This window comes from Brevundimonas sp. (assembly GCF_036963785.1).
GTDB lineage: Bacteria > Pseudomonadota > Alphaproteobacteria > Caulobacterales > Caulobacteraceae > Brevundimonas.
The window spans coordinates 32737-57057 of sequence record NZ_JBALUS010000008.1 but is presented as its reverse complement, the minus strand read 5'-3'; the positions used below and the strand labels follow the sequence as shown (position 1 = coordinate 57057).

The 24321-nt window shown below is 68.2% G+C and carries 30 protein-coding genes; 7 read left to right on the top strand and 23 right to left on the bottom strand.

What is annotated here, in order from left to right; all coding sequences use genetic code 11:
* The 3 genes from V7672_RS14400 (at position 1) to V7672_RS14390 (ending at position 2785) form a co-directional block, all read left to right on the top strand.
* On the top strand, positions 1 to 360 hold the full coding sequence (locus V7672_RS14400; RefSeq protein WP_335625260.1) for a hypothetical protein: 360 nt from the start codon (positions 1 to 3) through the stop codon (positions 358 to 360).
* Positions 357 to 740 carry a DUF305 domain-containing protein gene (locus V7672_RS14395; protein ID WP_335625259.1) on the top strand — a complete coding sequence of 128 codons (384 nt, stop codon included), beginning with the start codon at positions 357 to 359 and terminating at the stop codon, positions 738 to 740. Before V7672_RS14400 ends, V7672_RS14395 begins: the two co-directional genes overlap by 4 nt.
* A 476-nt stretch (positions 741 to 1216) precedes the next feature.
* A complete protein-coding gene (locus V7672_RS14390) occupies positions 1217 to 2785 on the top strand; it encodes an alkaline phosphatase D family protein (RefSeq protein ID WP_335625258.1) in 1569 nt (522 codons plus the stop codon).
* A gap of 4 nt (positions 2786 to 2789) precedes the next feature.
* On the opposite strand, the gene V7672_RS14385 is transcribed toward V7672_RS14390, so the two are convergent.
* The 17 genes from V7672_RS14385 to V7672_RS14305 all read right to left on the bottom strand — a co-directional run bounded on the left by V7672_RS14385 (position 2790) and on the right by V7672_RS14305 (position 15793).
* Positions 2790 to 3698 (bottom strand): DMT family transporter, encoded by a 909-nt coding sequence (locus V7672_RS14385; protein WP_335625257.1) that lies wholly within the window; start codon positions 3696 to 3698, stop codon positions 2790 to 2792.
* Between the two features lie 72 nt (positions 3699 to 3770).
* Positions 3771 to 4259: a single-stranded DNA-binding protein gene (gene ssb, locus V7672_RS14380; protein ID WP_335625256.1), complete on the bottom strand. Its 489-nt coding sequence runs from the start codon at positions 4257 to 4259 to the stop codon at positions 3771 to 3773.
* A gap of 90 nt (positions 4260 to 4349) precedes the next feature.
* The gene (locus V7672_RS14375; RefSeq protein ID WP_335625255.1) at positions 4350 to 4793 is read right to left on the bottom strand and encodes a hypothetical protein; all 444 of its coding nucleotides are present in this window, start codon (positions 4791 to 4793) and stop codon (positions 4350 to 4352) included.
* The gene (locus V7672_RS14370) at positions 4790 to 5455 is read right to left on the bottom strand and encodes a hypothetical protein (protein ID WP_335625254.1); all 666 of its coding nucleotides are present in this window, start codon (positions 5453 to 5455) and stop codon (positions 4790 to 4792) included. The genes V7672_RS14375 and V7672_RS14370 overlap by 4 nt, the downstream gene beginning before the upstream one ends.
* 87 nt (positions 5456 to 5542) lie before the next feature.
* Positions 5543 to 8266: a transcriptional regulator gene (locus tag V7672_RS14365; RefSeq protein WP_335625253.1), complete on the bottom strand. Its 2724-nt coding sequence runs from the start codon at positions 8264 to 8266 to the stop codon at positions 5543 to 5545.
* Between the two features lie 268 nt (positions 8267 to 8534).
* Positions 8535 to 9368 carry a flagellin gene (locus tag V7672_RS14360; protein ID WP_335625252.1) on the bottom strand — a complete coding sequence of 278 codons (834 nt, stop codon included), beginning with the start codon at positions 9366 to 9368 and terminating at the stop codon, positions 8535 to 8537.
* Positions 9369 to 9502: 134 nt separating this feature from the next.
* The gene (locus tag V7672_RS14355) at positions 9503 to 9784 is read right to left on the bottom strand and encodes a flagellar protein FlaG (protein WP_335625251.1); all 282 of its coding nucleotides are present in this window, start codon (positions 9782 to 9784) and stop codon (positions 9503 to 9505) included.
* A 92-nt stretch (positions 9785 to 9876) separates the two neighbouring features.
* On the bottom strand, positions 9877 to 10710 hold the full coding sequence (locus V7672_RS14350; RefSeq protein WP_335625250.1) for a flagellin: 834 nt from the start codon (positions 10708 to 10710) through the stop codon (positions 9877 to 9879).
* 209 nt (positions 10711 to 10919) lie between these two features.
* Positions 10920 to 11162, bottom strand: a complete 243-nt coding sequence (locus V7672_RS14345) for a hypothetical protein (protein WP_335625249.1) — start codon at positions 11160 to 11162, stop codon at positions 10920 to 10922.
* On the bottom strand, positions 11113 to 11523 hold the full coding sequence (locus V7672_RS14340) for a hypothetical protein (RefSeq protein WP_335625248.1): 411 nt from the start codon (positions 11521 to 11523) through the stop codon (positions 11113 to 11115). The genes V7672_RS14345 and V7672_RS14340 overlap by 50 nt, the downstream gene beginning before the upstream one ends.
* Complete coding sequence (locus V7672_RS14335; RefSeq protein ID WP_335625247.1) at positions 11520 to 11906, bottom strand: M15 family metallopeptidase; 387 nt, start codon at positions 11904 to 11906, stop codon at positions 11520 to 11522. The genes V7672_RS14340 and V7672_RS14335 overlap by 4 nt, the downstream gene beginning before the upstream one ends.
* Positions 11903 to 12160: a hypothetical protein gene (locus V7672_RS14330; protein WP_335625246.1), complete on the bottom strand. Its 258-nt coding sequence runs from the start codon at positions 12158 to 12160 to the stop codon at positions 11903 to 11905. Before V7672_RS14330 ends, V7672_RS14335 begins: the two co-directional genes overlap by 4 nt.
* Positions 12161 to 12174: 14 nt before the next feature.
* Positions 12175 to 12339, bottom strand: a complete 165-nt coding sequence (locus V7672_RS14325) for a hypothetical protein (RefSeq protein ID WP_335625245.1) — start codon at positions 12337 to 12339, stop codon at positions 12175 to 12177.
* On the bottom strand, positions 12336 to 13727 hold the full coding sequence (locus V7672_RS14320; RefSeq protein WP_335625244.1) for a DUF2793 domain-containing protein: 1392 nt from the start codon (positions 13725 to 13727) through the stop codon (positions 12336 to 12338). The genes V7672_RS14325 and V7672_RS14320 overlap by 4 nt, the downstream gene beginning before the upstream one ends.
* Before the next feature lie 256 nt (positions 13728 to 13983).
* Positions 13984 to 14700: an anti-sigma factor domain-containing protein gene (locus V7672_RS14315; RefSeq protein ID WP_335625243.1), complete on the bottom strand. Its 717-nt coding sequence runs from the start codon at positions 14698 to 14700 to the stop codon at positions 13984 to 13986.
* Positions 14697 to 15254 (bottom strand): sigma-70 family RNA polymerase sigma factor, encoded by a 558-nt coding sequence (locus V7672_RS14310; protein WP_335625242.1) that lies wholly within the window; start codon positions 15252 to 15254, stop codon positions 14697 to 14699. The genes V7672_RS14315 and V7672_RS14310 overlap by 4 nt, the downstream gene beginning before the upstream one ends.
* A gap of 80 nt (positions 15255 to 15334) precedes the next feature.
* The gene (locus tag V7672_RS14305) at positions 15335 to 15793 is read right to left on the bottom strand and encodes a DUF4112 domain-containing protein (protein ID WP_335625241.1); all 459 of its coding nucleotides are present in this window, start codon (positions 15791 to 15793) and stop codon (positions 15335 to 15337) included.
* Between the two features lie 50 nt (positions 15794 to 15843).
* Here V7672_RS14305 and V7672_RS14300 point away from each other — a divergent pair, with 50 nt between their 5' ends.
* Entirely contained in the window at positions 15844 to 16821 is a 978-nt protein-coding gene (locus V7672_RS14300; protein ID WP_335625240.1) for an endonuclease/exonuclease/phosphatase family protein, read from the top strand.
* On the opposite strand, the gene V7672_RS14295 is transcribed toward V7672_RS14300, so the two are convergent.
* From V7672_RS14295 to V7672_RS14270, 6 genes are read right to left on the bottom strand one after another with little or no spacing between them, the layout of a single operon-like run.
* On the bottom strand, positions 16806 to 18026 hold the full coding sequence (locus V7672_RS14295) for a CCA tRNA nucleotidyltransferase (protein ID WP_335625239.1): 1221 nt from the start codon (positions 18024 to 18026) through the stop codon (positions 16806 to 16808). The genes V7672_RS14300 and V7672_RS14295 overlap by 16 nt on opposite strands.
* Complete coding sequence (locus V7672_RS14290) at positions 18023 to 18664, bottom strand: NUDIX hydrolase (protein ID WP_335625238.1); 642 nt, start codon at positions 18662 to 18664, stop codon at positions 18023 to 18025. The genes V7672_RS14295 and V7672_RS14290 overlap by 4 nt, the downstream gene beginning before the upstream one ends.
* Positions 18661 to 19236, bottom strand: a complete 576-nt coding sequence (locus V7672_RS14285) for a DUF1285 domain-containing protein (protein ID WP_335625237.1) — start codon at positions 19234 to 19236, stop codon at positions 18661 to 18663. Before V7672_RS14285 ends, V7672_RS14290 begins: the two co-directional genes overlap by 4 nt.
* Positions 19237 to 19277: 41 nt before the next feature.
* A complete protein-coding gene (locus V7672_RS14280; protein ID WP_335625236.1) occupies positions 19278 to 19790 on the bottom strand; it encodes a GNAT family N-acetyltransferase in 513 nt (170 codons plus the stop codon).
* A gap of 51 nt (positions 19791 to 19841) precedes the next feature.
* Positions 19842 to 20606, bottom strand: a complete 765-nt coding sequence (locus V7672_RS14275; RefSeq protein ID WP_335625300.1) for an enoyl-CoA hydratase — start codon at positions 20604 to 20606, stop codon at positions 19842 to 19844.
* A 5-nt stretch (positions 20607 to 20611) separates the two neighbouring features.
* Positions 20612 to 21718, bottom strand: a complete 1107-nt coding sequence (locus V7672_RS14270; protein ID WP_335625235.1) for an MBL fold metallo-hydrolase — start codon at positions 21716 to 21718, stop codon at positions 20612 to 20614.
* 143 nt (positions 21719 to 21861) lie between these two features.
* Between V7672_RS14270 and V7672_RS14265 the strand changes: the two genes are divergently transcribed.
* From V7672_RS14265 to V7672_RS14255, 3 genes are all read left to right on the top strand, one after another.
* On the top strand, positions 21862 to 22836 hold the full coding sequence (locus V7672_RS14265) for a hypothetical protein (RefSeq protein WP_335625234.1): 975 nt from the start codon (positions 21862 to 21864) through the stop codon (positions 22834 to 22836).
* A 105-nt stretch (positions 22837 to 22941) separates the two neighbouring features.
* Positions 22942 to 23721 carry an exodeoxyribonuclease III gene (xth, locus tag V7672_RS14260; RefSeq protein ID WP_335625233.1) on the top strand — a complete coding sequence of 260 codons (780 nt, stop codon included), beginning with the start codon at positions 22942 to 22944 and terminating at the stop codon, positions 23719 to 23721.
* Between the two features lie 2 nt (positions 23722 to 23723).
* Positions 23724 to 24239, top strand: coding sequence for a hypothetical protein (locus tag V7672_RS14255; RefSeq protein WP_335625232.1), 516 nt, complete (start codon positions 23724 to 23726; stop codon positions 24237 to 24239).
* The last annotated feature ends 82 nt before the right edge of the window (positions 24240 to 24321 follow it).

The following is a 24321-nucleotide window of genomic DNA, read 5'->3' as shown; positions in this document are numbered from 1 at the left end:
ATGCGGATACTGGCCCTGGCAATGCTGCTGGCGGCCTGCAGCTCCGCTCCCATGAATGCGCTTGATAGCCATGGCCGATGCACGCTCGTGGTTCGCTTCGCCAGCAAATGCTGTGGCATCGACCAGCAGACCCGCAGTCGCGTTGCCGATTTTCTGGGGTCCGATCCGCGGGTAGTTTCGGTCACCGAGCACGCCTGGGGCCGCGAGGGCGAAGTTGACGTCTGTGTGCAGATGCGTCCCGAGCTCGACTATCCGGAGTTCTCCGCCTTCTACGCGGCACTGGGCGATCTACTGCCCGAACACGCGGAGGGCACCACTGGTCCGGTTTCATTGGTCATATTCGGAGAGGATAGCGAATGAGCGTGTCCCCCTGTCGCCGCCGCCCCGTGATGTCCCGGATGGTCGCCGTTTCGGTCCTTGCCCTTGCCCTCGCCGCCTGCGACGGCGGCGGCGACCCGGTCCAGCAGGCCCTGCGCGACGCCTCAGCCGAACGACACGCGGCGGCCCTCAAGACCACCGAGGAGCAGCAGCGCCAGGCCCCGGCCCCGGCCCCCGTCGCGCCCTCTGCCGAACCGGCCCTCGCCTCGGCCCTGATCGCCGACCACGAAGCGGCCATTGCCACCGCCCGCCAGGTGTTGGACCAGTCGCAGGACCCGGACCTCCGCCGCATCGCTCAAGCCACCCTCGACACCCACACCACCAAGCTCGCCGAGCTCCGCGAATGGCAGGCGGGGCAGTAACGCGCTCGACCCGTCTCCTCCCCATTTTATGGGGAGGGGGACCGCGGAGCGGTGGAGGGGTTCTTCACTGCGCACTCGCCCTCAAGAGCCCCTCCGTCACGTCGGCTTTGCCGCCGCGCCACCTCCCCATCTTCGATAGGGAGGAGACAGCAATTGCGACACCCACACCCCATTTCCCCAGCCCCTTCAACGCCCCCTGCGTGTTCCGCACCGTTTTGCCCGCCCCGGTCCCCGCCGCGTCCATACTGTCCGGTTGCCGAAGCCACGCCGCAGGAGATTGAGACCATTCAGACTATTCAGACGGTGTGTATTCCTCCCCCTCGGGGGAGGACTCATTCCAGACCATTCAGACGGTTCAGACGGTCTTTTCCCCATATCCGACCGTCTGAATTCCCGCCTTGCCCCTCCCCTTGCCCCGCATCAGCCGTCACAATCGGGCTCTAGCCTGACCGCCCTGCCCTTCCGGAGCCCTTCTCATGCGCCTGCCCTCGCTGTCCCGTCGTCAGATGATGCTGTCCCTCGGCATGGGAGGCGTGGCGCTGTCGGGGGCGCGGGCGGTCGTCGCCGACCCCGTCTTCATCGACTATCCGTTCCAGCTGGGCGTGGCCTCGGGCGATCCGCTGCCCGACGGCTTCGTCATCTGGACGCGGCTGGCGCCCGATCCGCTCGAGATCGGACACGGCATGCCCTCGGCCGCCGTGCCGGTGAAGTGGGAGGTCGCCACCGACACCGGCTTTTCCAGCCCGGTCCGCTCGGGCGAGGCCCTCGCCCACCCCGAACTGGGCCACGCGGTCCATGTCGAGGTCGAGGGTCTGGAGCCCGGCCGCCGCTATTTCTACCGCTTCGTCGCCGGGCGTGAGCGCAGCGCCATCGGCCGCGCCGTGACCGCGCCCGCAGCGGGCGCCGCCGTCGACCGCGCCCGTTTCGGCGTGCTGGGCTGTCAGGCCTATGAGCAGGGCTTCTATACCGCCCACCGCAAGGCCGCCGACGAGCGGTTCGACTTCATCTACTGCTACGGCGACTACATCTATGAGGGCCGGGCCAGCCGCCTCTACAACGGCTCGGGCGGCACCTTCGAGAACCCCCGCCAGCATCTGGGCGGCGAGGTCTACAGCCTCGACGACTACCGCCGCCGCTACGCCCAGTACAAGATGGACGCCGACCTGCAGGCCAGCCACGCCTCGACCGCCTGGTTCTGCACCTGGGACGACCACGAGATCGACAACAACTGGGTCGCGGCCATCGACCAGGACGGCACCCCGCCCGAGGTCTTCATGCTGCGCCAGCAGGCCGCCATGCAGGCCTGGTACGAGAATATGCCCGTCCGCCGCTCAGCCTTCCCGAAAGGCTCGGCGCTGCAGCTTTACCGCCAGGCCGGCTGGGGCAATCTGCTCGACCTGAACCTGCTCGACACCCGCCAGTACCGCTCGGACCAGCCCTGCGACGACCGCTGGGCCACCACCTGCGCGGGGGTTTCCGACCGCCAGGCCCAGGTGCTGGGAGAGGCCCAGGAGCAATGGCTGTACCGCAACCTCGACCGTTCACAGGCCCGCTGGAAGGTGCTGGCCCAGCAGATCATGGTCATGGATCTGGACCGCAAGGAAGGGCCCGAGCTCGGCTACAACCTCGACACCTGGGCGGGCTATGCCATTCCGCGCCGGCGCCTGCTGGAGCGGGTGCGCGACCGGCGCATCGACAACCTCGTGGTCCTGACCGGCGACGAGCATCAGAACTATGCCGGCGACCTGCACATCGACGGCCGCGATCCGTCCGGGGCGCCCGTGGCCAGCGAGTTCGTCACCACCTCGATCAGCTCCTCGGGCGACGGGACCGACCAGCGCGCCGACGGCGGCCGCTATCTGGAGGACAACCCCTTCCTCAAGTTCAACAACGCCCAGCGGGGCTATGCCGTCTGCGACGTGACGGCCGAGCGCTGGCAGACCGAGTTCAAGGTGCTGGACAAGGTCTCGGACCGGTCGGGCACGCTGTCGACCCGGGCCACCTTCGCCGTCGAAGCGGGCCGGCCGGGCGTGGTTCCGGCCTGACGGTTCAGGCCTTGGCAGCTCCGGCGCGCAGGCCGCGCTCGGCCAGCGCCACGACCGCCACCCCGCCCATGGTCAGGGCCGCGCCGATCAGGATCTGCGGGGTCAGCACATCGCCCATCAGGCCCCAGCCGATCAGGATCGACACCACCGGCGTCGCCAGCAGATAGGGCGTCACCCGCCCCGCCTCGCGCCGCTGGACCAGCCAAAAGACGAGCGTGGTGGCCACGACGGACGAGGCCAGACCGCCCCACAGCACGGCGGCCCAGGCGATCGGCGGGGCGCTCATCGCGGCGGCGATCTGGTCCCGCTCAAAGGCCAGCGAGGCCAGGCCCAGCACCGGCATGGTCACCATGGCCAGCAGGCCCTGCATCTTGAGCGGCGGGATCGAGGTGGTGCGCCGGGCGATCACCGTGGTTAGGGCCCACGCCGAGGCGGCGCCGATGCCGACCAGGATAGCGTCCCAGTCCTGCAGCACATGCGGGTCGGCCGACATCCACACCACGCCGACGAAGGCCACCGCCAGCCCCGCAAGCGCCGGCCGCTTCAGCCGCTCGCCCAGCAACAGGAAGGCGAACAGGGCGGTGAACGGGATCCACAGCTGTGCCGCCACCGACACCGGGCTGACGTCATCCGCCAGCCAGAAGGCCACATAGATCAGCCCGTAGTGCAGCGGCCCGCCCACGCCCACGATCACCAGCAGGCTCTTCCAGTTCGGGAACGGCGGGCGGATGAAGGCGGTCAGGCACAGGGCCGTCAGGGCGAACCGCACCGAGCCGGTCATCAGCGGCGGCAGCGAGTCGGTCGCCACCTTGGCGGCGGCGTTGTTCACGCCCCAGATGACGATCACGGCGACGATGGCCGCGATCTCCAGCAGGCTCAGATTGTGGGGAATCAGGGGGCGGGTCTGGGTCACGCGCCGCTCTTGGCACAGTTCCGCCCCGTCCGCCCGTCAACAGCGGTGACGGACGGTTTCAGGGCCTGTGACCTAGAAGGGGATGTCGTCGTTGAGGTCGTAGTTCTCCTTCGGACCCGACGGCCGCGACTGACCACCCGAGGAGAAGCCCGAGCCATAGTCATCGTCCGACCCGCGGCCCCCGCCGCCCCCACCCGACCCGCCGCCGTCACCGCGACCGCCCAGCATGGTCAGATTGCCGTTGAAGCGCTGGATCACGACCTCGGTCGTGTATTTCTCGACGCCGTTCTGCTCATACTTCCGCGTCGACAGCGAGCCCTCGATGTACACGGTCGAGCCCTTCTTCAGGTAGTTCTCGCAGACCTTGACGATGTTCTCGTTGAAGATGACCACCTGGTGCCATTCGGTCTTCTCCTTGCGCTCGCCGGAGGTCTTGTCGCGCCAGGACTCGGACGTCGCGATCCGCAGATTGCAGACCCGGTCGCCGCTGTTGAGGGTGCGGATCTCGGGATCCTTGCCCAGATTGCCGATCAGAATGACCTTGTTGACGCTGCCCGCCATCTTCCAACTCCGTTTCTCAGACCCTCTTGCGGGCCATTTGTTCTGTTAATGTTCTCGACCAACGGGTGTCCGGCGTCAAGCCACGCGGGATTATTGCGCGGGCGCCGTCGGCGGATTTTCGGCCACCGCCACGGGTCGACCTTCCTCATCGCGCACAATGGCGCCCGGAACGGCCAGCCGCCCGTCGCCGGTCCGCGCCAGGGCGAAGAAGCGCGCCCCGGTCAGGGTCTTGCCGAATTTGACGCCCTGGCGGTCGATGAAGATGAACTGCCCCTGATAGGCCCCGATGATCTCGCGGTTCGAGCCGCCCATGCGCAGGAACCGGACACGCATCTCCTCGAGACGCGCGGCGCACAGTTCAATCTGCGGCTGGTCGCGCGCCACGACATTCAGCTTGGGATCCTCGCCCTCGGTCTCGCCGGGCACGACATAGTAGCAGACCCCCGGGTCATACGGCGCCTCAAACTGATTGGTGCAGGCCACCAGACCGACCGTCGCCGCGCCCAGGGTCATCGCCGCAAGGACTGCTCTCATCCGCCCATCTCCGGGAAGGTGCAGGTGCGGCGATCCTGCTCGGCCAAGGTGCGGAAGTTCGAGTTGTCCGAAGACTGCTCCACCCGTCCGGGCACAAGCCGCAGGGTCAGGTCACCCCACCGCCCGTAGCGCGCCTCGCCGGGCCGCACGCAGGTGCCGGAATACAGAAGCTGGACACAGGCCTCCCGACCCAGGGAACTGGACAGCGAGCGCCAGTCCGATCCCGTGTGGCGCAGACAGGCCGCGACCGGGCCGGACGGGACCTCGGCGCGTTCGACCGGCGTCTCCACGATCGGGGGAACGTCCTCGACCTCGATAGGGGGCAGGGTCGGCGGCGGCGCCAGCGACGCAGTCGGGGCCGCGACCAGCGCGCCCGTTTCGTCCAGACCCACGTCCAGGGCCTCGGTCGCCAGACCATTCCGCTGGGCGCACTGGTCCAGCGTCAGCATGCCCACGAACTGTCCCTCGACAAAGCAGCGCAGCTCACGCGTGGGTTGCAGCGATTGCGGCTCGGCCACATCGACCTGAAGGTTGCCCCGGGGACCTTCCGGCGCCTCGTCACCCCCGCCGCGCGTGAAGATCAGCGCCAGCACAATGGCCATGATCACGGCCAGACCGGCACCGATCGCCAGGATGATACGGTTATCAGGAGGGGTGGCCATGCGGCGGGGCTCGACAGGAACTTGCGAAGGCGACCAATAACCCCGACCGCCCCCGTGGCGTCAACCGCCTTTGGCCCGATCCGGCCCTCAGCCGCCCAGACGCGCCAGCGCCGCCTGGTAGTTTGCCAGCTGTGCCGTCAGATAGGCTGGAACCGCCCCCGAGGTCGCGCTGCTGGCCGGTGCCGGCGCCAGCGACCGGTACGCGTCCCGGACCGACTTCATGGCGGCCTGCAGGCGCTCGCCCGACGCGGTGCGGGCGTCCTTGGTCAACAGGCTCAGCGCCTGCGGCAGGTCCAGCCCGAAGGTCCGGGGCCCATCCTCGGTGGCCGTCGGTCCGATGAAGCCCGCGGAAAGGCCCAGCCCGGCCAGCGCATCCCGCCCCGGTTCGCCGGACACCAGGACCGCGCCCTCGCGCCCGTCGCGCGCCATGATCGACAGGCGCTGCACCCCGGCCAGCACTGAATTCAGCCCCTCGCGGGCATTCTCGGCCGTGGCGCTCTCGGAGGCGACGGTGACTTTGAGGCGGGATCCGGACGCAATCTCGATCTTCCGGGCCAGGGTCTGCAGGGTATCGCGGGCATCAATGGTCACCGCGACCGACCGTCCGCCCGAGGCCGGCACGACCGAGAACCGGTCGCCCACACGCAGCGCGGTGGCATCGACCAGCTTCTTCGACTCGCTCTGGACGATCTCTCCGGACGGAAGGCCCAGCCGGTCCAGCACACTGCTGCCGCCGCTGGCGACCGCCAGGGTCAGCGGGGCGGCCTGTTCGTTCTGGCCGGCCCAGCTGCGGCTCCACTCGACCGTGCCGGTCAGGGGGTCGACCCGGCTGAGATAGCCCTGCACGGGGTCGTCATCCTCGGCCGACACCGAGCGGGCCGACGTTCCCGTCATCCACAGCTTGCCGTCCAGCAGTTTGACGTGCGAGACCGCATCCTCGTTCTCGGTGCCGATATAGGTCAGGCGCTCGGCCCCGGAGGCCGTCAGATCCCCGGACAGGACCGCGACGAAGGCATCCAGCCCGCCGTTGTGGGCCTGATTGACGGTGCCGACGTCCAGCGTCGCGTTGCGGGTCACTCCGGCGACGATCACCTGGCCCTGATCGATCTCCAGTCCCTTGACCTCGCCATTCATGGCGCCGAGGTCGCGCGTCGACAGCAGTTGCGGCTCGCCCCCTGCGGTCAGCTGGAAGCGGCGCACGACCAGGCGGCCGTCCTCTTCCCCGGCGGTATAGAGGCTGTCGCCGCTGACGGCCGTCGCCTGCACGGCATCATCGCCCGTGGTGCCGAACTGGAGCGTCCCGTCGATCTTCGCGTCCCAGGCCGCCGTCGGATAGGGCTGGCTGCTGGTGATGGTCTGAACATAGGAGTCCCAGCCACCGACCCCGGCGGCGCCCGGCATGGCCGATCTCGCACGGCCTGTGACGATCACCTGGCCGCCGGGTCCGAAGGCTACACCCGTGGCTTCGTCCGCCGCGCGGGCGCCCCGCCGCTGGGTCCACAGTTCCTCGCCGTCGCCGTCGTAGAGGGTGACGAAGCTGTCGACCTCGCCGGCCACATCGCCGCTCTTGCCGGGGATCAGGGCCCCCGTGACCGAGCCGGCGACGGCGACCCGTCCCGCATCATCGACTGCCAACGCATATCCGGAAGCCTGATCGGCGGCCCCGAGCGCCCGGGTGCTGACTACGCGGCCCGCAGAATCCAGCTTGATCAGGGCGACGTCGGACTGGCCCTTGATCGGCAGATTGCCCGGGCCTTCCTCCATGTCGGCCACCAGCCACAGGGCGCCGTCCGGCCCGGTTGCGCTGGCCCGGACGGTCTTGATGCCTTCGGGCAGCGGGGTCTGGGACACGCGTCCGTCAACCCATTGGGTCTCGCCCACGCGGGCGCTGGCGGCGGTCGCGGCGGTCGCGGTATCGGCCTGAAACTTCAGCACCTCGTGCGCGCCGGCCGTGCCCGTCCCCTGAACCACATAGACGGCGTCCGAAGGGGCCGGCGCCGAGAAGGACACAGCCTCGGTCGACACGCCGCGGATGGCCAGCGACCACAGGTCCGGGCCTGCCGGCAAGGTCACGGTGCGACCGCCGACCTGCAGGGTGCGCACCTCCGCCGCCTGGCGCTCGCGGCCGATCCGCGTCTCAAGCCCTGCGGCCTGAAGCTTGTCGTTGATGTGGGCGGTTACGGAGCCCAGGGTGCGCGCTGCCCCGCCCATCTCGGACAGGTCGATGCGAACCGTATGGGTTTCGTTCAACCGTTTGACGTTGATGTCGAAGACCACGTCACCCTCGAACGCCGTCACCGGGCTGGCGATGTCGCCTTCATGGATCGGCGAGGTGATCGAGATGGCCGAGTCCCGGCGCACACCGGCGCTGGTCTTGCTGATCGACTCCGTCACGCCGGCGACCAACCGCACATCGTTGAGCGGCGCCGAGGCGACGTAGCTGGTGATTTCCTTGAGTCCCTGATCGAACCGCTTGGTGATCAGGGACAACTCCGTGCTGCTGACGCCCTTGACCCCGGCCCGGTTGGCCAGGGCATTCAGGCTTTCCAGCCCCTGGTAGAGGGCGAACAGGCGGCGATAATCGTCGGACGCCGATGCGACATCCAGCTTGGCTGCGTCCTCGTTGATCAGACGCCGGCCGCCGAGAGCGGAGCGCACCAGCGCCTCCTGCTCGGGGACCACCGCACTGGAGGACCACGGCGGTGTCGGCTGGGCCTTTTTTGTGGCGAGCGAAGACGTGCCTGACAGTCCCCCGGAGGAGAAGGTCGATGTGCCTCCAAACAGGCCGAGAAGATAGCTGTTGTCGATCATGGCGCGCTCCCCGCCATCCTGACGGCTGCGTCGCAATGAAGCGTTAACGTCCGTCCACGGAACCGCGAATCGCCATAGGGGTTAATGACACGTTCGCTGAAACGGCCCGATGGAGCTTAGGTCCATGGTTGCGTTGAGTAGGCTGCTGTATTCCTTCCTGTCCCTGTACGGCTTCGCCAGCCGAACCGAGCGCCGGAGCCGGCCGGCCCCGATCTCGATCGGGCGCGCCGGCCTGCCCTGACGGGCGCCTTCAGCGGGACAGACTGCCCTAGCTGCGGAACAGCGACAGGATGACCTGGGGCGCCTGGTTGGCAATCGACAGCGCCTGGGCACCCAGTTGCTGCTGGACCTGCAGGGCCTGAAGCCGGGCGCTTTCCTTGGCCAGATCGGCATCGACCAGATTGCCGACACCGGATTCCAGCGTATCGACCAGCTTGGTCACAAAGATGTTGTGCGCCTCGATCTGCTTGGCCTGCGCCCCGATCTCACCCAGCGCCGAGTTCAGCGCTGTGATCGAGCTGTCCAGCGCCGACAGGGCGTTGGTCGCCCCGGTCAGGGTCAGGAGGGAATCCGACAGCGACAGGCTGATGATCGAGCCGCTCAGGCTCAGATCCTTGCTGGACAGGGTGATCGACGAGCTTGCATCGGCATTGGCGAGGAATTTGATGCCGTTCGTCAGGCTGCCGTTCAGGATGTTGCCGCCGTCGAAGCTGGCGTTCTGAACCGACGACTGGAGCGCGCGCAGCAGCGCCTTGAAGTCCGCGTCCAGCAGCTTGCGGGACTGGGTGCCGAGCGACTCATCCTTGGCCGCAACCACCTTTTCCTTGAGCTGATTCAGCAGGTCCGAGACCGACTCGCCGGCCGAGAGGGCGACATCCGCGATCGAGGTCGCGCGGTCCAGGCTCTGCTTGACGGCCGAGAGAGCACCGATGTCAGCGCGCTGCCCCTGGGCGATGGCCCAGATGGCGGCATTGTCCTTGGCGCCCTGGACCTTCAGCCCGGTGCTGATCCGGCCCTGGACATCGCTCAACCTGTTGTTGGTCGTGGTCAGGTTCTGCAGGGCGATCGCCGCTGAAGTATTGGTGTGGACGCTGTTCGTCATCCGAATCGGGCCTCTCGCTGATGTGACGACAGGCTAGGGATGATTTCATTTGCACATGGTTAACGCGCGATAACCACGACGTTTAACCACGCGGGGCACCCCCTGCGTGGCCTGATGACTGAACTGCTGACCCTTCAGACGGTGGTGCTGATCACCGCTCCGGCCGCATAGCCATTCTGATCCTTCAACCGGACCACCTCTTCCCGGGGCAACTGACGCACCACTTCGCCGGTCTCACGGTCGAGCACCTTGTAGATAAAGACGCCTTGGCGGGCGCCTTGCTCGATGACCAGTTTGTAGCGGGCTGCCCGGTCTGCCTCCTGGGAGGCACGGGACTGGTTGAAATCGCCCCCGGCGGCAGAACCTGCGGGGGCAACGACAGCGGTAACGGGTCCTATCTTCGCATGTGTTTCCATGTCTCCCTGCGTCGGGACTGAGCCGACGTCCTCGGTTCAAGGCTCGGACGACGGGGCGGAGGCGCGAACGCCCCCGCCCCTGAGATCGCTCCTTAGCGGAACAGTCCGAGCAGGATGGAGGTCGAGGAGTTGGCGATCGACAGAGCCTGCACACCCAGCTGTTGCTTGGTTTGCAGCGCTTGCAGTCGGGCGCTTTCCTTGGCCAGGTCGGCATCGACCAGGTTGCCCACGCCGGTTTCCAGGCTGTCCTGCAGCTTGCTCACGAACTTGAGGTGAGTGCTGAGGGAGTTGGCGCCCGTGCCCAGGCGGGCCAGGGCCGACGAGACGTTGTCGATCGAGGTGTTGATCGTCGCCAGGGCGGTGTTGGCCAGAGTGGCGGTGCCGATGGTCGCCGTGGCGGCCAGGGTCACGTTCGTGCCACCCAGCGACAGGTTTTCACCCGCCACCTTGATGGTCGATCCCGTGGCGTTCGACAGGGCCTTGAAGCCGGCGGTGCCGGTCGAGTTGTCCAGCAGGTTGACGCCGTTGAACTTGGCATTCGCGACGACGGTCGTGACCTGGTCACGGATCGACTTGAAGTCCTCGTTCAGGGCCTTGCGGGCCGAGGTGGTCAGCGAGGTGTCGCTGGCCGCCAGGGCCTTTTCCTTCAGCTGGATCAGCAGCTCGGAGACCGACTCGCCGGCAGCGATACCGACGTCCACGGCCGATTGGCCGCGTTGCAGGCTGTCCTTGACGGCGTTCAGGGCACCGATTTCCGAACGCTGGCCCTGGGCGATAGCCCAGATGGCGCCGTTGTCCTTGGCGTTCGACACCTTCTTGCCGGTGTTGATCCGCGACTGGACGACGGAGAGTTCGTTATTGGTGGATTGCAGGTTCTGCAGGGCGATCATGGCGCCCGTGTTCGTGTTGACGCTATTCAGCGGCATACCGATAGTCCTTATTTCAAGGTGTCCGACGCCGTTTTGGCTGCCGGGAGCATTTTGCTCGGTTCACTGACAAGCAAGACCAGCGCCACCGCCGCATTTGCGGGCCAAAACTCAAGTCCTTGTTTTTTATGCGTTAGGTTGCCTTAACCACGCCTTTGGCCCGGCAGGTTCTGCCGGGCGCCAAGCGAAAACGGCAAAATCTGCCGGGTTCACGGCAAATTCTGCCGGTTTGCCCTCGCGGCCATGGCCTGCGCAGCCCGCTCGGCCATCAGGGTGGCCACCGCCAGGCGACGGGCTGCATCACAGGCCACCAGCGCCTCCCCGCGCGCCATATAGGCGGTTTCCAGATCCACGATCGTGGGCGACGGGCCGAGCGTCGCCAGCCGGCACGGGCGCGTCGCCTCAACCGGCAGGGTCAGCCGTACCGGCTCCGGCGCAGAGGGCGGGCGCATGCCGGCACAGCTCGCGGTCATGATCATCAAGGCGGCGCACCCGATCGGGCGCCAGCGGCGTATCGGCATCATCGGCCTCTCTTGCTTGCTGGATGGCCGTGGCGGTCACCCGCCCGACCTCGAGTTCGGTGTCACGGACGACTGCGGCTTCGCGGCTGACGGTGTGATCCCCGTCCCGCTCGGCCCGACGGGCGTGGGCGTCGGCCTCAGCCAGGGCTACCCGGGACCGGGCCGCCTCCAGCCTGCGTCCCTGCAGGTCAAAGGGGTCCCAGCGCAGGCCCAACCCGTGGGCCGCCGCCAGCGCCAGTACCGCAGCGACCACACCGCCCGCCACCCAGGTCCAGGATCGCAGTTCCCTCATGCCGGATAGGCCTTCCGGTCCAGTTCGAAATGCGGGCCATCCCGCAGCCGCGGCCAGTCGCCGCCCCAGACGATCTTCACCCCGCGCTCGCGCGCGGCCTGTTTGAAGGCGGCGGCGATGCGCGGATACAGGGGCCAGTCCCAGCGTGCCTGACCGTCGATGACCGCTGCGACATCAACGGCGTGCCCGGTCAGATGGCGCGAGTTGAGCGTGCGACTGGCCCCCGCCTTGACCAGCGCGGCCTGCCGCGCCGGAGACCGAAGGCCCTCGGTCACCATGAAATCGACCGGCGACAGCGCCAGGGCGGCCTCCGCCACCGCGGCCAGATCCGGATGCACGCCCTCAAGCGCGCGGCGCGAGCGGGCGGAAAAGCGATAGCTCATGGCCGCCCTCCCGCCCCGATCCGGAAACGGACGCTCAACGCCACCAGTTGCTGGGCCGTGGGCGCCACCAGATACAGCACGGTGATCAGGGCGATCAGCATCAGCAGACGTTCGACGATGCCGGGCAGAGCTTCAGCCGGCGCGCGCTCGACCGCACGGTGCACCAGCGCCCACAGCGCCAGACTGGTGATAAAGACGAACAGTCGCCGCCACAGCCAGCGTCCTTCGGCCAGCGACACATCGTGTGGGTTCATCGGGTCAGTGTCCCTCAAAGCTCGTCCTCCCTGTCCCGCCGGTCCGGCCCCCCGAACTCGGCGGCGATCTCGTCCAGACAGTCTTCCAGCGTCAGGTGGGCCGGGGCCTCCCACATCTCGGCATCCAGCAGGGGCAGGCCCCGATCCTGCGGCGCCCGGGCGTTCACGCGCCGGCTCATCCGACCGCCACCACGATGATCAGGCCATCGGCGCCGGCCCCGCCCGTGCCGCCCGCCGTGACACCGGCGCCACCGCCACCCCCGCCCGCGCCGTACAGACCGCCTGCGCCGCCCGCATGGCCGGAGGTCAGCGCGGCACTGCCTCCGCCTCCGCCACCCCCGGCTGGACCGTGAACCGGCTCGGCGACAGATCCGCCCGAGCTGCCGGGGGCGTCGCTTCCCCCCGCACCGCCTTCTGTGGGTCGCAACAGGATCGACCCCGCGCCACCGTCCCCGGCCGCCGAGACGCCATCCGCTGCGGTCAGGCCGCCCCCGGCGCCTCCCCTGCCCGTCATGCCTGGCCCCAGGCCGTCGCCTGCGACGCCTGCCTCACCCCCGGCACTCCCGGACACTCCCGCCCGACCACCTCCGGCCGCCAGCAACTGCACGCCGCCCGACAGGATCCGTGTGACACCGCCGTCCGCACCGGGCGCACCGCCCGCCCCCACGCTCAGGTCCAGCGCGCCCGGCAAGCTGTCCACGGCCCAGACGGCGTGGCTGAGTCCACCGCCACCGCCGCCACCGCCACCTGGTCTTTCGGTCCCGCTTGCGCCCCAGTCGCCCGCGCCACCACCGCCGCCAGCCCCCAAGACGGTGGCCTCGACCCATCGCGCCCATTCCGGCGGAGACCAGCTTCCCTCCCCGGTGAAAAGCGTGGCCTCGCGTCGCGTGGCGCCAAGCGGAAATCTGACCCGGCCCGTCGACGGATCGGCCTTCATCGCCTCGGTCCAGGCCGAGCCGTCGGCACTGACCTTCAGCCCAAAGGCATCCTCGCCGATCAGCCCCAGTTCGGCCCGCCCCGACCAGCCGCTCTGCAGGATCAGTGACAGCACGGCCGACGGACCGGTCTTGTTCAGCACCAGCCTCAGATCACCCGTGCCACCGTCACCCGTTTCCCGCGCGGTCCACAGTGCCGAATTGAGCCTGGCCAGAAAGGGATTGGCCGCATCCGCCGTGGCGCCGACGCCCAGCCGCTCGAGGTTCTGGAGGTCGTCGAGGAAAGCCGACAGGGGCAGCCAGTCGGCCTTGTGCCAGACGACGATCTCGCCCGAGTCCACGATGACCGAGACCAGCCCCGCCGGAACGGTCAAGCGGGTCCAGCCGCCGCCCTCCGCCCGCATCAGGCTGCCGGCCGGATGCAGCGACCACGCCGCCCCCTCCGCGCCGTCCGGCAGGATGTAGAGCGCGCCGTTCGCGGGCGCCTCCGGCTGGCTCCCCAGACTGCGGCTGGTGACGCAGCATTGCACCAGACCATCCAGCCGGGTCAGGGCCTCGTTCAGGGTCACATGTTTCTGCATCTGCCCGGCCGCCAGATAGGGCAGGCCCAGCCGTGCGCTCGTATCGCTCATCACCACTCTCCCGAAAATGCTTCGGAAACAGTGTGATCAACCTGGCGACCCGGTCGGGAAGATCGCTACGCCAACCGGTTCGCGCCTTGTTTTTGATAGGGATTCAGAGCGCAGCGCGCACATTCGACCGTCCCGGGACAGCGGGGAGGCAATGGAAGGGACGGGAGCCTCCCCGCTGGACGACAGTCAAACAAAGGAGGCCCTGCCCGTCTGTCGTCACCTGTATCTACGGCCACCCGACAGAAACGGATGCAGTCTAGAGCGGCTGGAACTCGCCCTGGGCGACCACGGGCCCGTCGGGGTGATCGGGGTTGGGCGTGTGGCCCGGCTCTTCCATGGACACGGCCACCGCAATGGCCTGCGTGGCCTGACCGACGATGACACCCTCAAGATTGTGCCGCGAGGTGTCGTGACCATCGATGGCCCCGACCAGCTGGACACCGCCCTCGTCCGGCAGGACCAGCCACAGGTGCGGAATGCGCGTATCGCCTTCCATCTCCCGCGTCGGCGCCAGATACAGCTCACCCGTGACGCTGTCATAGGCCAGGGTCAGGGCCGTGGCGCCATTGTCCAGCTTCAGGGTGGCCACCCGCGTGATGTCTCCGGCGACCGGCGTGGTGGCCGGATCGGGCGCAGGCGCAGGCGTGGCGATCATGACGGCGACGGCGGCCAGGCTGGCGGCCAGCAGACCCGTCGAGCCGATGGCCCAGCGCCGCCAGAAGGTCACGGCATTGTCGTTGGCGGCGCCGCCGGTCGCCGCCACGATACGCGGCCACAGGCTGGCCGACGGCTGCACCGGGGCGATCCCGTCCGCCATCCGGCTCAACTGGTCGTTCCAGCGGTCGACCTCGGCGCCAAAGGCCGGGTCCCGCGCAGCATCGGCGCGCGCCTGGGCTTCTTCCGCCGGGCTCAATACCCGAAGGGCATATTCGCCGGCCCGCGCGATGCGGTCATCGTGGTCCGAAACGGTCATTGTTCCAGACAGCTCCTCAGTTTCAGCAGCCCCCTGCGAATCCAGCTTTTCATCGTGCCGAGCGGCGTCTCTTCGCGCTGGGCCAGAACCTCATAGGTGACGCCCTCGAAAAAGGCCGTGCGGATCACCCGGCTGACCTTTTCGTCCAGCTCGTCCAGGCACACGCCCAGGCGACCGGCATCATCTGCCAGCTCGATGTGATCGAGCGCCGACGGTGCCCCGTCGGCCAGATCATAGGCCGCGTCCACCGGCACGCTGTTGCGCGCAATGGCCCCCGAGCGCAGCCGGTCGATCGACCGGTTCCGCGCGATCGTCACCAGCCAGGTGATGGGGCTGGCGCGGCCGGGGTCAAAACTGGCGGCCTTGTTCCACACGGTCAGATAAATCTCCTGCATCACGTCCTCGGCCAGTTGCCGGTCAGACAAGATACGCAGGCACACGCCCATCAGCTTCGCCGAGGTCGCTTCATACACACGGCGAAACGCCGCACGATCCCCCCGGCCGGTCTGACCGAGCGCTTCGGACAGGGCATCACGATCGAATACAGCGGTCATCCGGTCTCCTGCCGACCCCAAGGGCGCCAATAGGCGGAGGGTCGCCTGTTTCGTCAATCCCTGCAGACGGCAAAGCCGTCTCAGTCGCCCAGATAGATGACCCGCTTCAGCTTGCGGTCCTGCTTCATTTCCTCGCGATGGGTGTCATGGACGCCCTGATCCCGTGCCTCGCGTTCCGACATCTCGATCCAGTGCGTCGATTCGATGTGTTTCTGCAGCGCCTTGGCCGCCAGAAGGTGTCCCGGGAACAGGGCGTCAATGGCATCGCCCGCGATCGGCACCGTTCCCGTCACCGTATCGACCACCAGATAGCCCAGCATCCGCGCCAGTGTTCCCGGCCCCGCCTTGACCCGCAGACCCAGAATGATCAGCCAGCCGCCCGCGCCGACCGTATAGATTGTGCCGATACCCGGGATCCACGTCAGGATCGCGTCCAGCCCGAGGCCGAAGGGTCCGATCCCGATCACCCGGTCGGAAATCTTCTTGATGCGCTCAACACTGAGCCAGACGTTCTCGACGTCAGCGACCGATTTGACCATGGTGCCCTCCTGCCCGCTCCCCCAACGCCCCACGGAGACCGACGTTCATCATGTTGGCAAGACTCAAGGCCATATTTCTTTCGGTCTGGCCGGTTCTGGTCTGCCTGATGCTCGTCGGGCCATGGTTGATCCCGGCCGTGGCGCACTTCAGCGGCATCGGCCATCGCTGGGTCGACATCATGGCCCAGTTCACCGCGCCGGCCCTGATCGGCGCTCTGGTTGCCACCGTGCTGGTCGCATTCCTGAAGCGCCCCCCGCTGATGGGGGTCGCCCTCGTGGGGCTGATGGTCTGTGTGATCGCGGTCCTGCCCCAGGCGGAGCCCGCGCGCGGTGCGCCCGATCGCTCGGCGCCCGTTCTGACTGTCTATTCGGCCAACCTGAATGCCGACAACGGCGATGTGGAAGCCATATCGGCCAGCATCCGCGATGCCAACGCCGACATCGTCATCCTGATCGAGGTCAGCCCCGCTGCCTTCGCCGCGCGGCAGGACATTCTCGCCGACTACCCCTACCAGCGCGCATCCGAAACGGTGGTGCCGCCGGGCAGCAGGGGCAGCGTCATCATCGCCGCCCGCTACCCCTTGTCGCCCGTCGACATGCCCCGTGATCAGCTGTCCGCCCTGCACGCCCGGGCCGACACCCCGCTGGGCCCGCTGCATCTGGCCGGTGTGCATATGACCCGACCCTGGCCCTTCCAGTATCAGTGGGGCCAGATCATTCAGGCTCAGCTGCTGGCCGATCGTCTTGCGAGGGTGACCGACCCCATCCTCGTCGCGGGGGACTTCAACACCGTCTCCAGCGCCCGCATCGGCCGACAGATCAAGGCGCAGACCGGCCTGACGCCCGCCGGCGCCTGGCCCGGCACCTGGCCGACCGAGCTACCTTCGTGGCTGGGGATTGGCATCGACCACCAGTGGCGGTCCGACGAACTGGTCTTCCTCTCGCGCCGGATCGGCAAGCGGACAGGCTCGGATCACTATCCCCTCGTCACCCGCATCACCCTGTCCCGGTCTCAGTCCTCGCGCTGATCCCTCAAGGCCTTCAGCCGCTCGACATGGCCGGTGGCGGGAAAATCGTCCGCAATCCAGGACGCCTCGAAGGCCTTCAGCAGAGCCCCGGTTTCCGGGCCGGGCGACACCCCCAGCGCCGCGACCTCGCGTCCGCCTACCGGCAGACGCGGCACTGCCCATGTCTGGACCAGGTCGGTCAGCGCATCGTGGCGGCCCCGACGCCCGGGCTTCTGCGCCAGCGCCCGGACCAGACGGTCCTTCACCGCCTGCTTGCCCTCACGATAGACCAGCGCCCGCACCTGCCGGTCCTCCAGCGCATCCAGATCCAGAACGGGCCCGGTCAGGGCCTGCAGACGCGCCATCTCGCGGTTGGACAGGCGCAGGCCCCTCGCCGCAGTATCCAGCGCCTCCGCCGACCCCGGCAGCAGGGACGACAGGCGCAGCAGAGGATCATCGGTCACCGCCGCCATGGCCCGGAACGCCTCCAGCGTCCCGGCCTCGGGCAACAGATGCGCGAGGATGCCCGTGCGCGCCATCACCTCCACCGTCGGCACCGGGTCCGGCGCGGCCAGCAGCTTCAGCAACTCCTTCGACACCCGCTCAGCCGACAGTTCGCCGAGGCCGCCCGCTTCCTCGACACAGGCCGCCAGCCCGTCCGCGTCGGGGGCACCTGCCCCGTACCAAGCATGAAACCGGAAGAAGCGCAGGATGCGCAGCCGGTCCTCGCGTATGCGGCGTCCGGCATCCCCGACAAACGCCACGCGCCGGGCCGCAATGTCCGCCAGCCCGTGCCCGGTCGGGTCGAACACCCGTCCTTCGCCGTCGGTGTAGAGGGCGTTGATGTGAAAATCCCGGCGCCCGGCGTCCTCGGCCCAGTCAGTGGTGAAGGCGACCGTAGCCCGTCGCCCGTCGGTCGTCACATCGCGCCGCAGGGTGGTGATCTCGAACGGCTGCCTGTCGGCCACTGCGGTCACCGTGCCGTGGTCCAGCCCCGTCGGCACCGCCTTCAGGCCGGCAGTTTTCAGCGCCGCCATTACCGACTGCGGCTGCAGGCGCGAGGCGATGTCCACATCATCCACCGGCCGCCCCATCAGGCTGTTGCGCACGCAACCGCCGACAAAGCGCGCCACGTCCGGCCCGCCTTCGGCTTCCAGCGCGGCCATGACCTTGCGGGTGGCTGCCGCCGTCAGCCACGGCGCATCGGCGAGCGAGGGCGTGCTCATGCCGCCGCCTCGTCTTTCCCGCCATCCAGCCGGTCGTGCAGGGCCCGCAGAATGCCCGCCGTCACGCCCCAGATATAGCGCTCGCCATAGGGCATGGCCCAGAAATAGCGGCGGGGCTGCCCCTCCAGCTCATAGTGATCCTGCCGGTGGTTGGCGGCGTCCATCAGGAAGGCCCACGGCACTTCGAACACCTCGGCCACCTCGTCGGGATTGGGCCGGGTCACGGGCGCGGACGTCGTCCAGGCGACCACCGGCGTGACCAGGAATCCGGTTCCGGTTTCGTAGCGGTCGCCCAGCCCCAGAACCTCGATACCCTCTACCGAAAGCGCGACTTCCTCGCGCGCCTCGCGGAGCGCCGCTTCGACCGTCGTCTCGCCGGGGTCCAGTCGTCCGCCCGGAAAGGCGATCTGGCCGGTGTGGCTGGCCAGACTGTCCGACCGCCGGGTCATCAGAACGCGCGGCCCCTCGCCCTCGGCAATGACCAGGATCAGCACCGCGGCCGGACGCAGCTCGCGCGCCGGGCGCTCGGCCCCCGGATTCAGGTCAAAGTCAGACCGCGCAGCCACCTCGGCACCGGCCCCGTCAGCGGGGTCCAGCGCGCGCACCAGGCGGGCTTTCAGCCGGGCCGCCTCGGTCATTCGACCCCTGCCCCGACCGGTCCCAGCGCAAACACTGCCTCGCCGGACCGCACCGAGAGGCGGCCCTCGACCGGGCTGGCCCGCTCGACCAGTTCATAGAACAGCGACCGGCTGATCCGCGCCCACAGATCGGCCCGAACATGCAGGCGTGGCGCCGGCTCCTGCGTCGCCGGATCGGTCTCGACCACGATCGGATGCTCCGGCCCGGCAATGACGGTGTCGCCCTGGTCCGTGTCGAACACCAGATGCCCCTCGACGTCCTTGAGGGTGATCGCCCGGAACGGCAGGTCCTCAACCGTGATCTTCAGCTTTTCGACCGGCGTGACCAGGTGATAGCCGTCGGGGTCCTTCCTCAGCACGGTCGAGAACAGCCGCGTCAGTTCGGGCCGGCCGATCGGCGTGCCCTCATGCATCCAGAGGCCGTCGGCCTGAATGATGATGTCGATGTCGCCGCAATGCTCGGGATGCCACAGATGCACAGGCGGCAGGCCGCGCCCGCCCTGTTCGGCAGCCAGCTGCGCCAGTCCGTCCAGTCCCTTAGGTGTCGTGCGTGTCGGGTCCTTGTCTGTCATCCCCCAGACTTAGGACCTGCGACGCCGGTCGCAAAGTCGCTTCAGCCGATCATCACCGGACCGGCGACTGTCTCGGCCAACATCGGCAGCCACAGCAGCCGCGCCGGATCGACCGGCCCGGGCAGGGAGGCACCCTCAATCCGGGCAAAGCCGAACCGCCCGAAATAGGGCGCATCCCCGACCAACAATATGCCCGCCGCGCCGGTCGTCCGGGCGTGATCAATGCAGGCCTGCACCAGCGCTGCGCCCAACCCCTCGCTCCGCTCTGACCGCTCCACCGCGATGGGCCCCAGGAACAGGCAGGGCGTCTCGCCCACCCGGATCCGCCACAGCCGCACACTGCCGACGACGCGTCCGTCCAGACAGGCGACAAAGCCCACCGCGATGCTGGCGCCCTCGCGCAGACGCTCGGCCGTCTTGGCGAAGCGGCCGGGGCCAAAGGCCTCCAGCACGATCCGGTCGATGGTCTCGCCGTCTCCGGCCTGCTCCACGCGCACGACCGCAACCCCGGAAAGGGGCGCGTCATCCGGGGTCAGGGTGCGGGGCTCGGCCATAGGCGCGCGCTGCTACAGGGCACGGGCCTGCGACGCAATCGTCGATTTGTGTCAGCCGAAGTTCGGGGCGCGCTTTTGCGTAAAGGCCATGAAGGCCTCCATGGCCTCCGGGCTCTTCATCTGGCTGCCAAAGGCCGCGCCCTCGCGCTGCATCAGCGACCACATGTCTTCGGCGTCGCGCATCAGCGCCTTGGTCTTGCGGATCGAATTGGGCGCCCGCGCCGCCAGCTGGCGGGCCAGGTCCAGCGCCGTCTCGTCCACGGCGTCAGCGGCCACGGCGCGATTGGCCAGCCCCCAGGCCAGGGCCGTGCGACCATCGACCGGCTGGCCGAGCGCAAACATCTCGAAAGCCCTCTGATGGCCGATCACGCGGGGCAGCAGCAGGCTGGACGCCGCCTCGGGCGCCAGGGCCAGATTTATGAACGGCACCGACAGCAGGGCATCCTCGGCCACAACCACCATGTCACAGTGCAGCAGCAAGGTGGTGCCGATCCCCACCGCCCGGCCCTTGACCGCCGCGACCAGCGGTTTGTCCAGATCGGCCAGCGCCTTCAGGAAGCGGAACACCGCCATGTCCGACGGCGACGATGCCTGCGACCCCAAGGCGATAAAGTCGGCGATGTCATTGCCCGCCGAAAAGCTGTCGCCCTCGGCCCGGATCAACATCACCCGGATGCCGTCATCGGTCCGGCAGCGTTCGGTCGCCCCGGCCAGCGCCTCATACATGGCCTGGGTGATGGCGTTCTTCTTTTCCGGACGGGCCAGCGTCACCGTCAGGACACCGTCGGACACGTCTGTTTGGATGCTCTCGGACACGACCGTCATTCTCCGTTGTCGTCATTCGCTTTTGAAACCAGCGCGCCCGTGGCCCGCCACCAGTCGACGCCCTCGGCATCGCGCTCACGGGTCGCCCGGCCCTGACGTTCCAGATAGTTCAGATGTGCCACCGCCTCGCCGGTCGCCATGCCGCGCAGCCCATCCCCGACCGGGCGGGCGAACAGGCTGGCAAAGGTGTCGACGGCCCGCATCGGGGTCTCCATCCGCCGCTCTAGCCGCGCCAGCGCCTGGCCGTGCCCTCGCAACAGGGCCGCCAGCCGCGTCTGCACGCCCCGGAACGGCGCCCCATGCGAAGGCAGGACCAGGAGGTCATCGGGCAGGCGCGTCTGAAGATCCTCCAACGAGGTCATCCAGTCCCCCAGCGGATCCGACAGGGGTTCGGTCGGCCACACCGACACATTCGAGGAAATCTTCGGCAGGATCTGGTCCCCGCCGACAAACACGCCGTCCGACTTGCGCCACAGACAGACATGTTCCGGGCTGTGGCCCTGGCCGACCACAACCTGCCAGTCATCCCCGCCGATCGACAGCACATCGCCCTCGCTCAGGCGGTGGTAGGCATCGGGCATGGGACTGACCACTCGCCCGAACGAGCCATAGTCACGGCCCCAGCCGGCCAGTTGCGCCTCGGTCCAGCCCGCAGCCTGATAAAAGCGCCGCCCCGATTCCGGCGCCGGTCGGCCTGTGTCCGCGACCAGCATCCGTCCCGTCACATATTCCAGCCGCGACATCAGCAAGGGGGCCCCGCACCGCGCGCACAGCCATCCTGCCATGCCGATGTGGTCGGGGTGCATGTGGGTGCAGATCACGCGCCGGATCGGTCGGCCCTGCAGGGCCCCGGTCAACAGGCCTTCCCAGATCTCGACCGAAGCGGGGGTGAACAGGCCGGTATCGACCAGCGTCCAGCCATCTCCGTCGTCGATTGCATAGAGATTGATGTGGTTCAGGGCCATCGGCAGCGGCAGCTGCAGCCACACCACGCCCGGGGCGACCTCGATGCCCTCGCCGGCCTCTGGCACACGCGCAAACGGATAGGTCAGCCCCCGGGCCGTATCCCCTTCCCCCTCGTCGCGTATCACACCATCGGCCAAGTGCGTCTCCAATCGAAACCTTCGATAGACCAATTCACGCGACTGCGTCCACCGACGGCGTAGGTGCCCTGTTCTTGCCTTGACCCTGTCACATCACCACGCCAAGGATTGAACGAGTTCAAGTTGTTTCAGGAGCCTCCTCCGTGTCCCACGCCAAAATCGCCACCCTCGCGGGATCGGCCCTCGCCCTCGCCTTTCTGACCGCAACCCCGACCCTGGCCCAGGACAGTCGCGGAGACGTCCGGAGCGGCGGTTCGCCCGGCGAGGTTGAGGATCAGGCCAATACTGAGGGCCGCGTCGCCGGCCAACGTCAGGACCGTGAGCGGTGGAGTCGCCGGGGTCGCCAGCGCACGGGCCCGTCGCCCGAAGAGGTCATGGCCGATGCCAGCGCCGTCGCGGCTGTCGCGGTGCCGACCTGTCAGGTCACCGAATCCTCTTTGCTGGGTCAGCGCGAGGACGAGACCAAACTGTATGAAATCGCCTGCGCCACGGGCCCGGGCTACATTCTGGTGGCCACGGCGGACGCGCCGACGGCGGCCGACTGCGTCCTGCAGTCCAGCCTTGCCTGGCAGCTCCGGCAGGAGAATCCCGAAGCCGACGCTGGCCTTCAGTGCACCCTGCCGGGCAACCAGAACCGCGTTGAGGTGATCACCGCCTATGGCCAACAGGCCGGCGTCTCGTGCCAGACCGACGAAGCCGTTGCCTGGAACACCCGGGTTTATGAACTCGGCTGTGCCGGCGCCGACGGCTACCGTCTTGAAAAGTCCGAGGCGGGAAGCTGGAGCGCCATGCCCTGCTGGCGCTATGCCCTGATCGCATCCGACACCTGCAAGCTGACCACGGCTGAGGAAAGCCGCCTGGAATGGCCCAAGCTGGTGGCCAACACCGAGATTGCGGCCTGCAACATCGAGGACGTGTCGTGGATGGGCGACAACCCCGAGCGCGGCGCCTTCTATGAGCTGAAATGCTCGACGGGTGAGGGCGTCATCGTCCGCTTCCACGAAGGTGCCACCCAACAGGTCTACTCCTGCGTCGACGCCGTGCAGATCTTCAGCAAGCCCTGCTCGCTGACGACCGTGCCCGCCTCGACCGAGCCGGAAGCCGCGCCGGCCGAGTAAGGTCTACGGTCAACTCCGATCCCGGCCCGGGGCGTCTTTCGGTGCTCCGGGCCTCTTCGTTTGTGGCCCTCGCCTCGCGCCGGAAATCGCACTAGCTTCCCGCCCATGCGCATCGCCACCTGGAACGTGAACTCCGTCAACGCCCGCCTCGAGACCGTGCTCGCCTGGCTGGAAGAGCATCAGCCCGACGTGGCCTGCTTCCAGGAAATCAAATGCGTGGACGAGAAATTCCCGCGCGAGCCGTTCGAGTCGCTGGGCTACAATGTCGAGACCCACGGCCAGAAGAGCTACAACGGCGTGGCCCTGCTGTCGAAGCTGCCGATCTCGGATGTCCGCAGGGGCCTGCCGGGCGACCCGTCAGATGAACAGGCCCGCTATATCGAGGCGGTCATCGAGGGCCCCCGTCCCGTTCGCGTCGGCGGCCTCTACCTGCCCAACGGCAATCCGGTCGGCACCGAGAAATTCGCCTACAAGCTCGGCTGGTTCGACCGCCTGAACGCCCATGCGCGCGACCTGCTGGCGCTGGAAGAAGCCTTCGTCCTGTGCGGCGACTACAACGTCATCCCGACGCCTGACGATGCGCGGAATCCCGAGGCCTGGGTGGACGACGCCCTGTTCCAGCCGGAAAGCCGCGCCGCCTTCCGGGCGCTGTGCAATCTGGGTCTGTCGGACAGCCATGAGCTGGGGCACGAGCCCGATGGCACCTATACCTTCTGGGACTATCAGGCCGGCGCCTGGCAGCGCGACCACGGCATCCGCATCGACTTTCACCTGCTGTCGCCCCAGGCCGCCGATCGCTTCGGGTCCGTCCAGACCCACCGCCAGGCGCGCGACATGGACAAGCCCAGTGACCACGTGCCCGTGGTCGTGACGCTGGAGGACTGAGGGTGAGCGAGGCCGTGCGGTTCCTGCTGCTGGTCGCCCTCGCCGCTGCGGCCCTGACCACCCTCATGCTGGCCCTCGCCTGGTGGATGGAGAGCGAACGCCGCCTGCGCCGCACGCTGCTCAAGACCCTCGGCGTCGCCCCCGAAGTCGAGGCCTTCTCGCCTGCCGAGGGCAAGGCCGCCGGGCTCGACTTCGACGAAGGCCAGATCGCCGTCCTCTGGGCCCGGGGCGGCCACGGCCTGGTCTATGGCTTTGAGGAGATCGAGGGCGCGGAGATCATCGTCGACGGTCATGTCCTCGCCCGGGTGCGCCGCGGCGAGCCGCGCAAGGCTCTCGACGTCCTCGCCCCCGAGGCCGAACTGGTCGTCCTGCGCCTGATGTTCATGGACGCCCGCTATCCCGAATTCGAGATGAACCTCTGGAACGCCACGGCCCCCACGCTCGAAGGCTCGCCGTCCGAGGCCCTGCGGCTGGGGCGGCGCTGGCTGTCGCATCTGGATGCCCTGTTGCGCGCATAAAGCCCGGCGGCTGAACCGCGCCTTTGGGCTTTGCGTTCCGTCCCTGCGGGTCTAGAAGCCCGCCCATTCCTGTTTCGCCTTT

What these genes read in the sequence shown, in the direction of transcription:
- V7672_RS14300 (WP_335625240.1), top strand. Translation starts at nt 15,844, where the DNA reads ATGTTGGCAAGACTCAAGGCCATATTTCTTTCGGTCTGGCCGGTTCTG.
- V7672_RS14340 (WP_335625248.1), bottom strand. Translation starts at nt 11,523, where the DNA reads ATGAGGGAACTGCGATCCTGGACCTGGGTGGCGGGCGGTGTGGTCGCT.
- V7672_RS14330 (WP_335625246.1), bottom strand. Translation starts at nt 12,160, where the DNA reads ATGAACCCACACGATGTGTCGCTGGCCGAAGGACGCTGGCTGTGGCGG.
- V7672_RS14375 (WP_335625255.1), bottom strand. Translation starts at nt 4,793, where the DNA reads ATGAGAGCAGTCCTTGCGGCGATGACCCTGGGCGCGGCGACGGTCGGT.
- V7672_RS14350 (WP_335625250.1), bottom strand. Translation starts at nt 10,710, where the DNA reads ATGCCGCTGAATAGCGTCAACACGAACACGGGCGCCATGATCGCCCTG.
- V7672_RS14325 (WP_335625245.1), bottom strand. Translation starts at nt 12,339, where the DNA reads ATGAGCCGGCGCGTGAACGCCCGGGCGCCGCAGGATCGGGGCCTGCCC.
- V7672_RS14305 (WP_335625241.1), bottom strand. Translation starts at nt 15,793, where the DNA reads ATGGTCAAATCGGTCGCTGACGTCGAGAACGTCTGGCTCAGTGTTGAG.
- ssb (WP_335625256.1), bottom strand. Translation starts at nt 4,259, where the DNA reads ATGGCGGGCAGCGTCAACAAGGTCATTCTGATCGGCAATCTGGGCAAG.
- V7672_RS14295 (WP_335625239.1), bottom strand. Translation starts at nt 18,026, where the DNA reads ATGAGCACGCCCTCGCTCGCCGATGCGCCGTGGCTGACGGCGGCAGCC.
- V7672_RS14365 (WP_335625253.1), bottom strand. Translation starts at nt 8,266, where the DNA reads ATGATCGACAACAGCTATCTTCTCGGCCTGTTTGGAGGCACATCGACC.
- V7672_RS14320 (WP_335625244.1), bottom strand. Translation starts at nt 13,727, where the DNA reads ATGAGCGATACGAGCGCACGGCTGGGCCTGCCCTATCTGGCGGCCGGG.
- V7672_RS14400 (WP_335625260.1), top strand. Translation starts at nt 1, where the DNA reads ATGCGGATACTGGCCCTGGCAATGCTGCTGGCGGCCTGCAGCTCCGCT.
- V7672_RS14345 (WP_335625249.1), bottom strand. Translation starts at nt 11,162, where the DNA reads ATGCGCCCGCCCTCTGCGCCGGAGCCGGTACGGCTGACCCTGCCGGTT.
- xth (WP_335625233.1), top strand. Translation starts at nt 22,942, where the DNA reads ATGCGCATCGCCACCTGGAACGTGAACTCCGTCAACGCCCGCCTCGAG.
- V7672_RS14310 (WP_335625242.1), bottom strand. Translation starts at nt 15,254, where the DNA reads ATGACCGCTGTATTCGATCGTGATGCCCTGTCCGAAGCGCTCGGTCAG.
- V7672_RS14360 (WP_335625252.1), bottom strand. Translation starts at nt 9,368, where the DNA reads ATGACGAACAGCGTCCACACCAATACTTCAGCGGCGATCGCCCTGCAG.
- V7672_RS14395 (WP_335625259.1), top strand. Translation starts at nt 357, where the DNA reads ATGAGCGTGTCCCCCTGTCGCCGCCGCCCCGTGATGTCCCGGATGGTC.
- V7672_RS14355 (WP_335625251.1), bottom strand. Translation starts at nt 9,784, where the DNA reads ATGGAAACACATGCGAAGATAGGACCCGTTACCGCTGTCGTTGCCCCC.
- V7672_RS14390 (WP_335625258.1), top strand. Translation starts at nt 1,217, where the DNA reads ATGCGCCTGCCCTCGCTGTCCCGTCGTCAGATGATGCTGTCCCTCGGC.
- V7672_RS14280 (WP_335625236.1), bottom strand. Translation starts at nt 19,790, where the DNA reads ATGGCCGAGCCCCGCACCCTGACCCCGGATGACGCGCCCCTTTCCGGG.
- V7672_RS14335 (WP_335625247.1), bottom strand. Translation starts at nt 11,906, where the DNA reads ATGAGCTATCGCTTTTCCGCCCGCTCGCGCCGCGCGCTTGAGGGCGTG.
- V7672_RS14370 (WP_335625254.1), bottom strand. Translation starts at nt 5,455, where the DNA reads ATGGCCACCCCTCCTGATAACCGTATCATCCTGGCGATCGGTGCCGGT.
- V7672_RS14315 (WP_335625243.1), bottom strand. Translation starts at nt 14,700, where the DNA reads ATGACCGTTTCGGACCACGATGACCGCATCGCGCGGGCCGGCGAATAT.
- V7672_RS14290 (WP_335625238.1), bottom strand. Translation starts at nt 18,664, where the DNA reads ATGACCGAGGCGGCCCGGCTGAAAGCCCGCCTGGTGCGCGCGCTGGAC.
- V7672_RS14285 (WP_335625237.1), bottom strand. Translation starts at nt 19,236, where the DNA reads ATGACAGACAAGGACCCGACACGCACGACACCTAAGGGACTGGACGGA.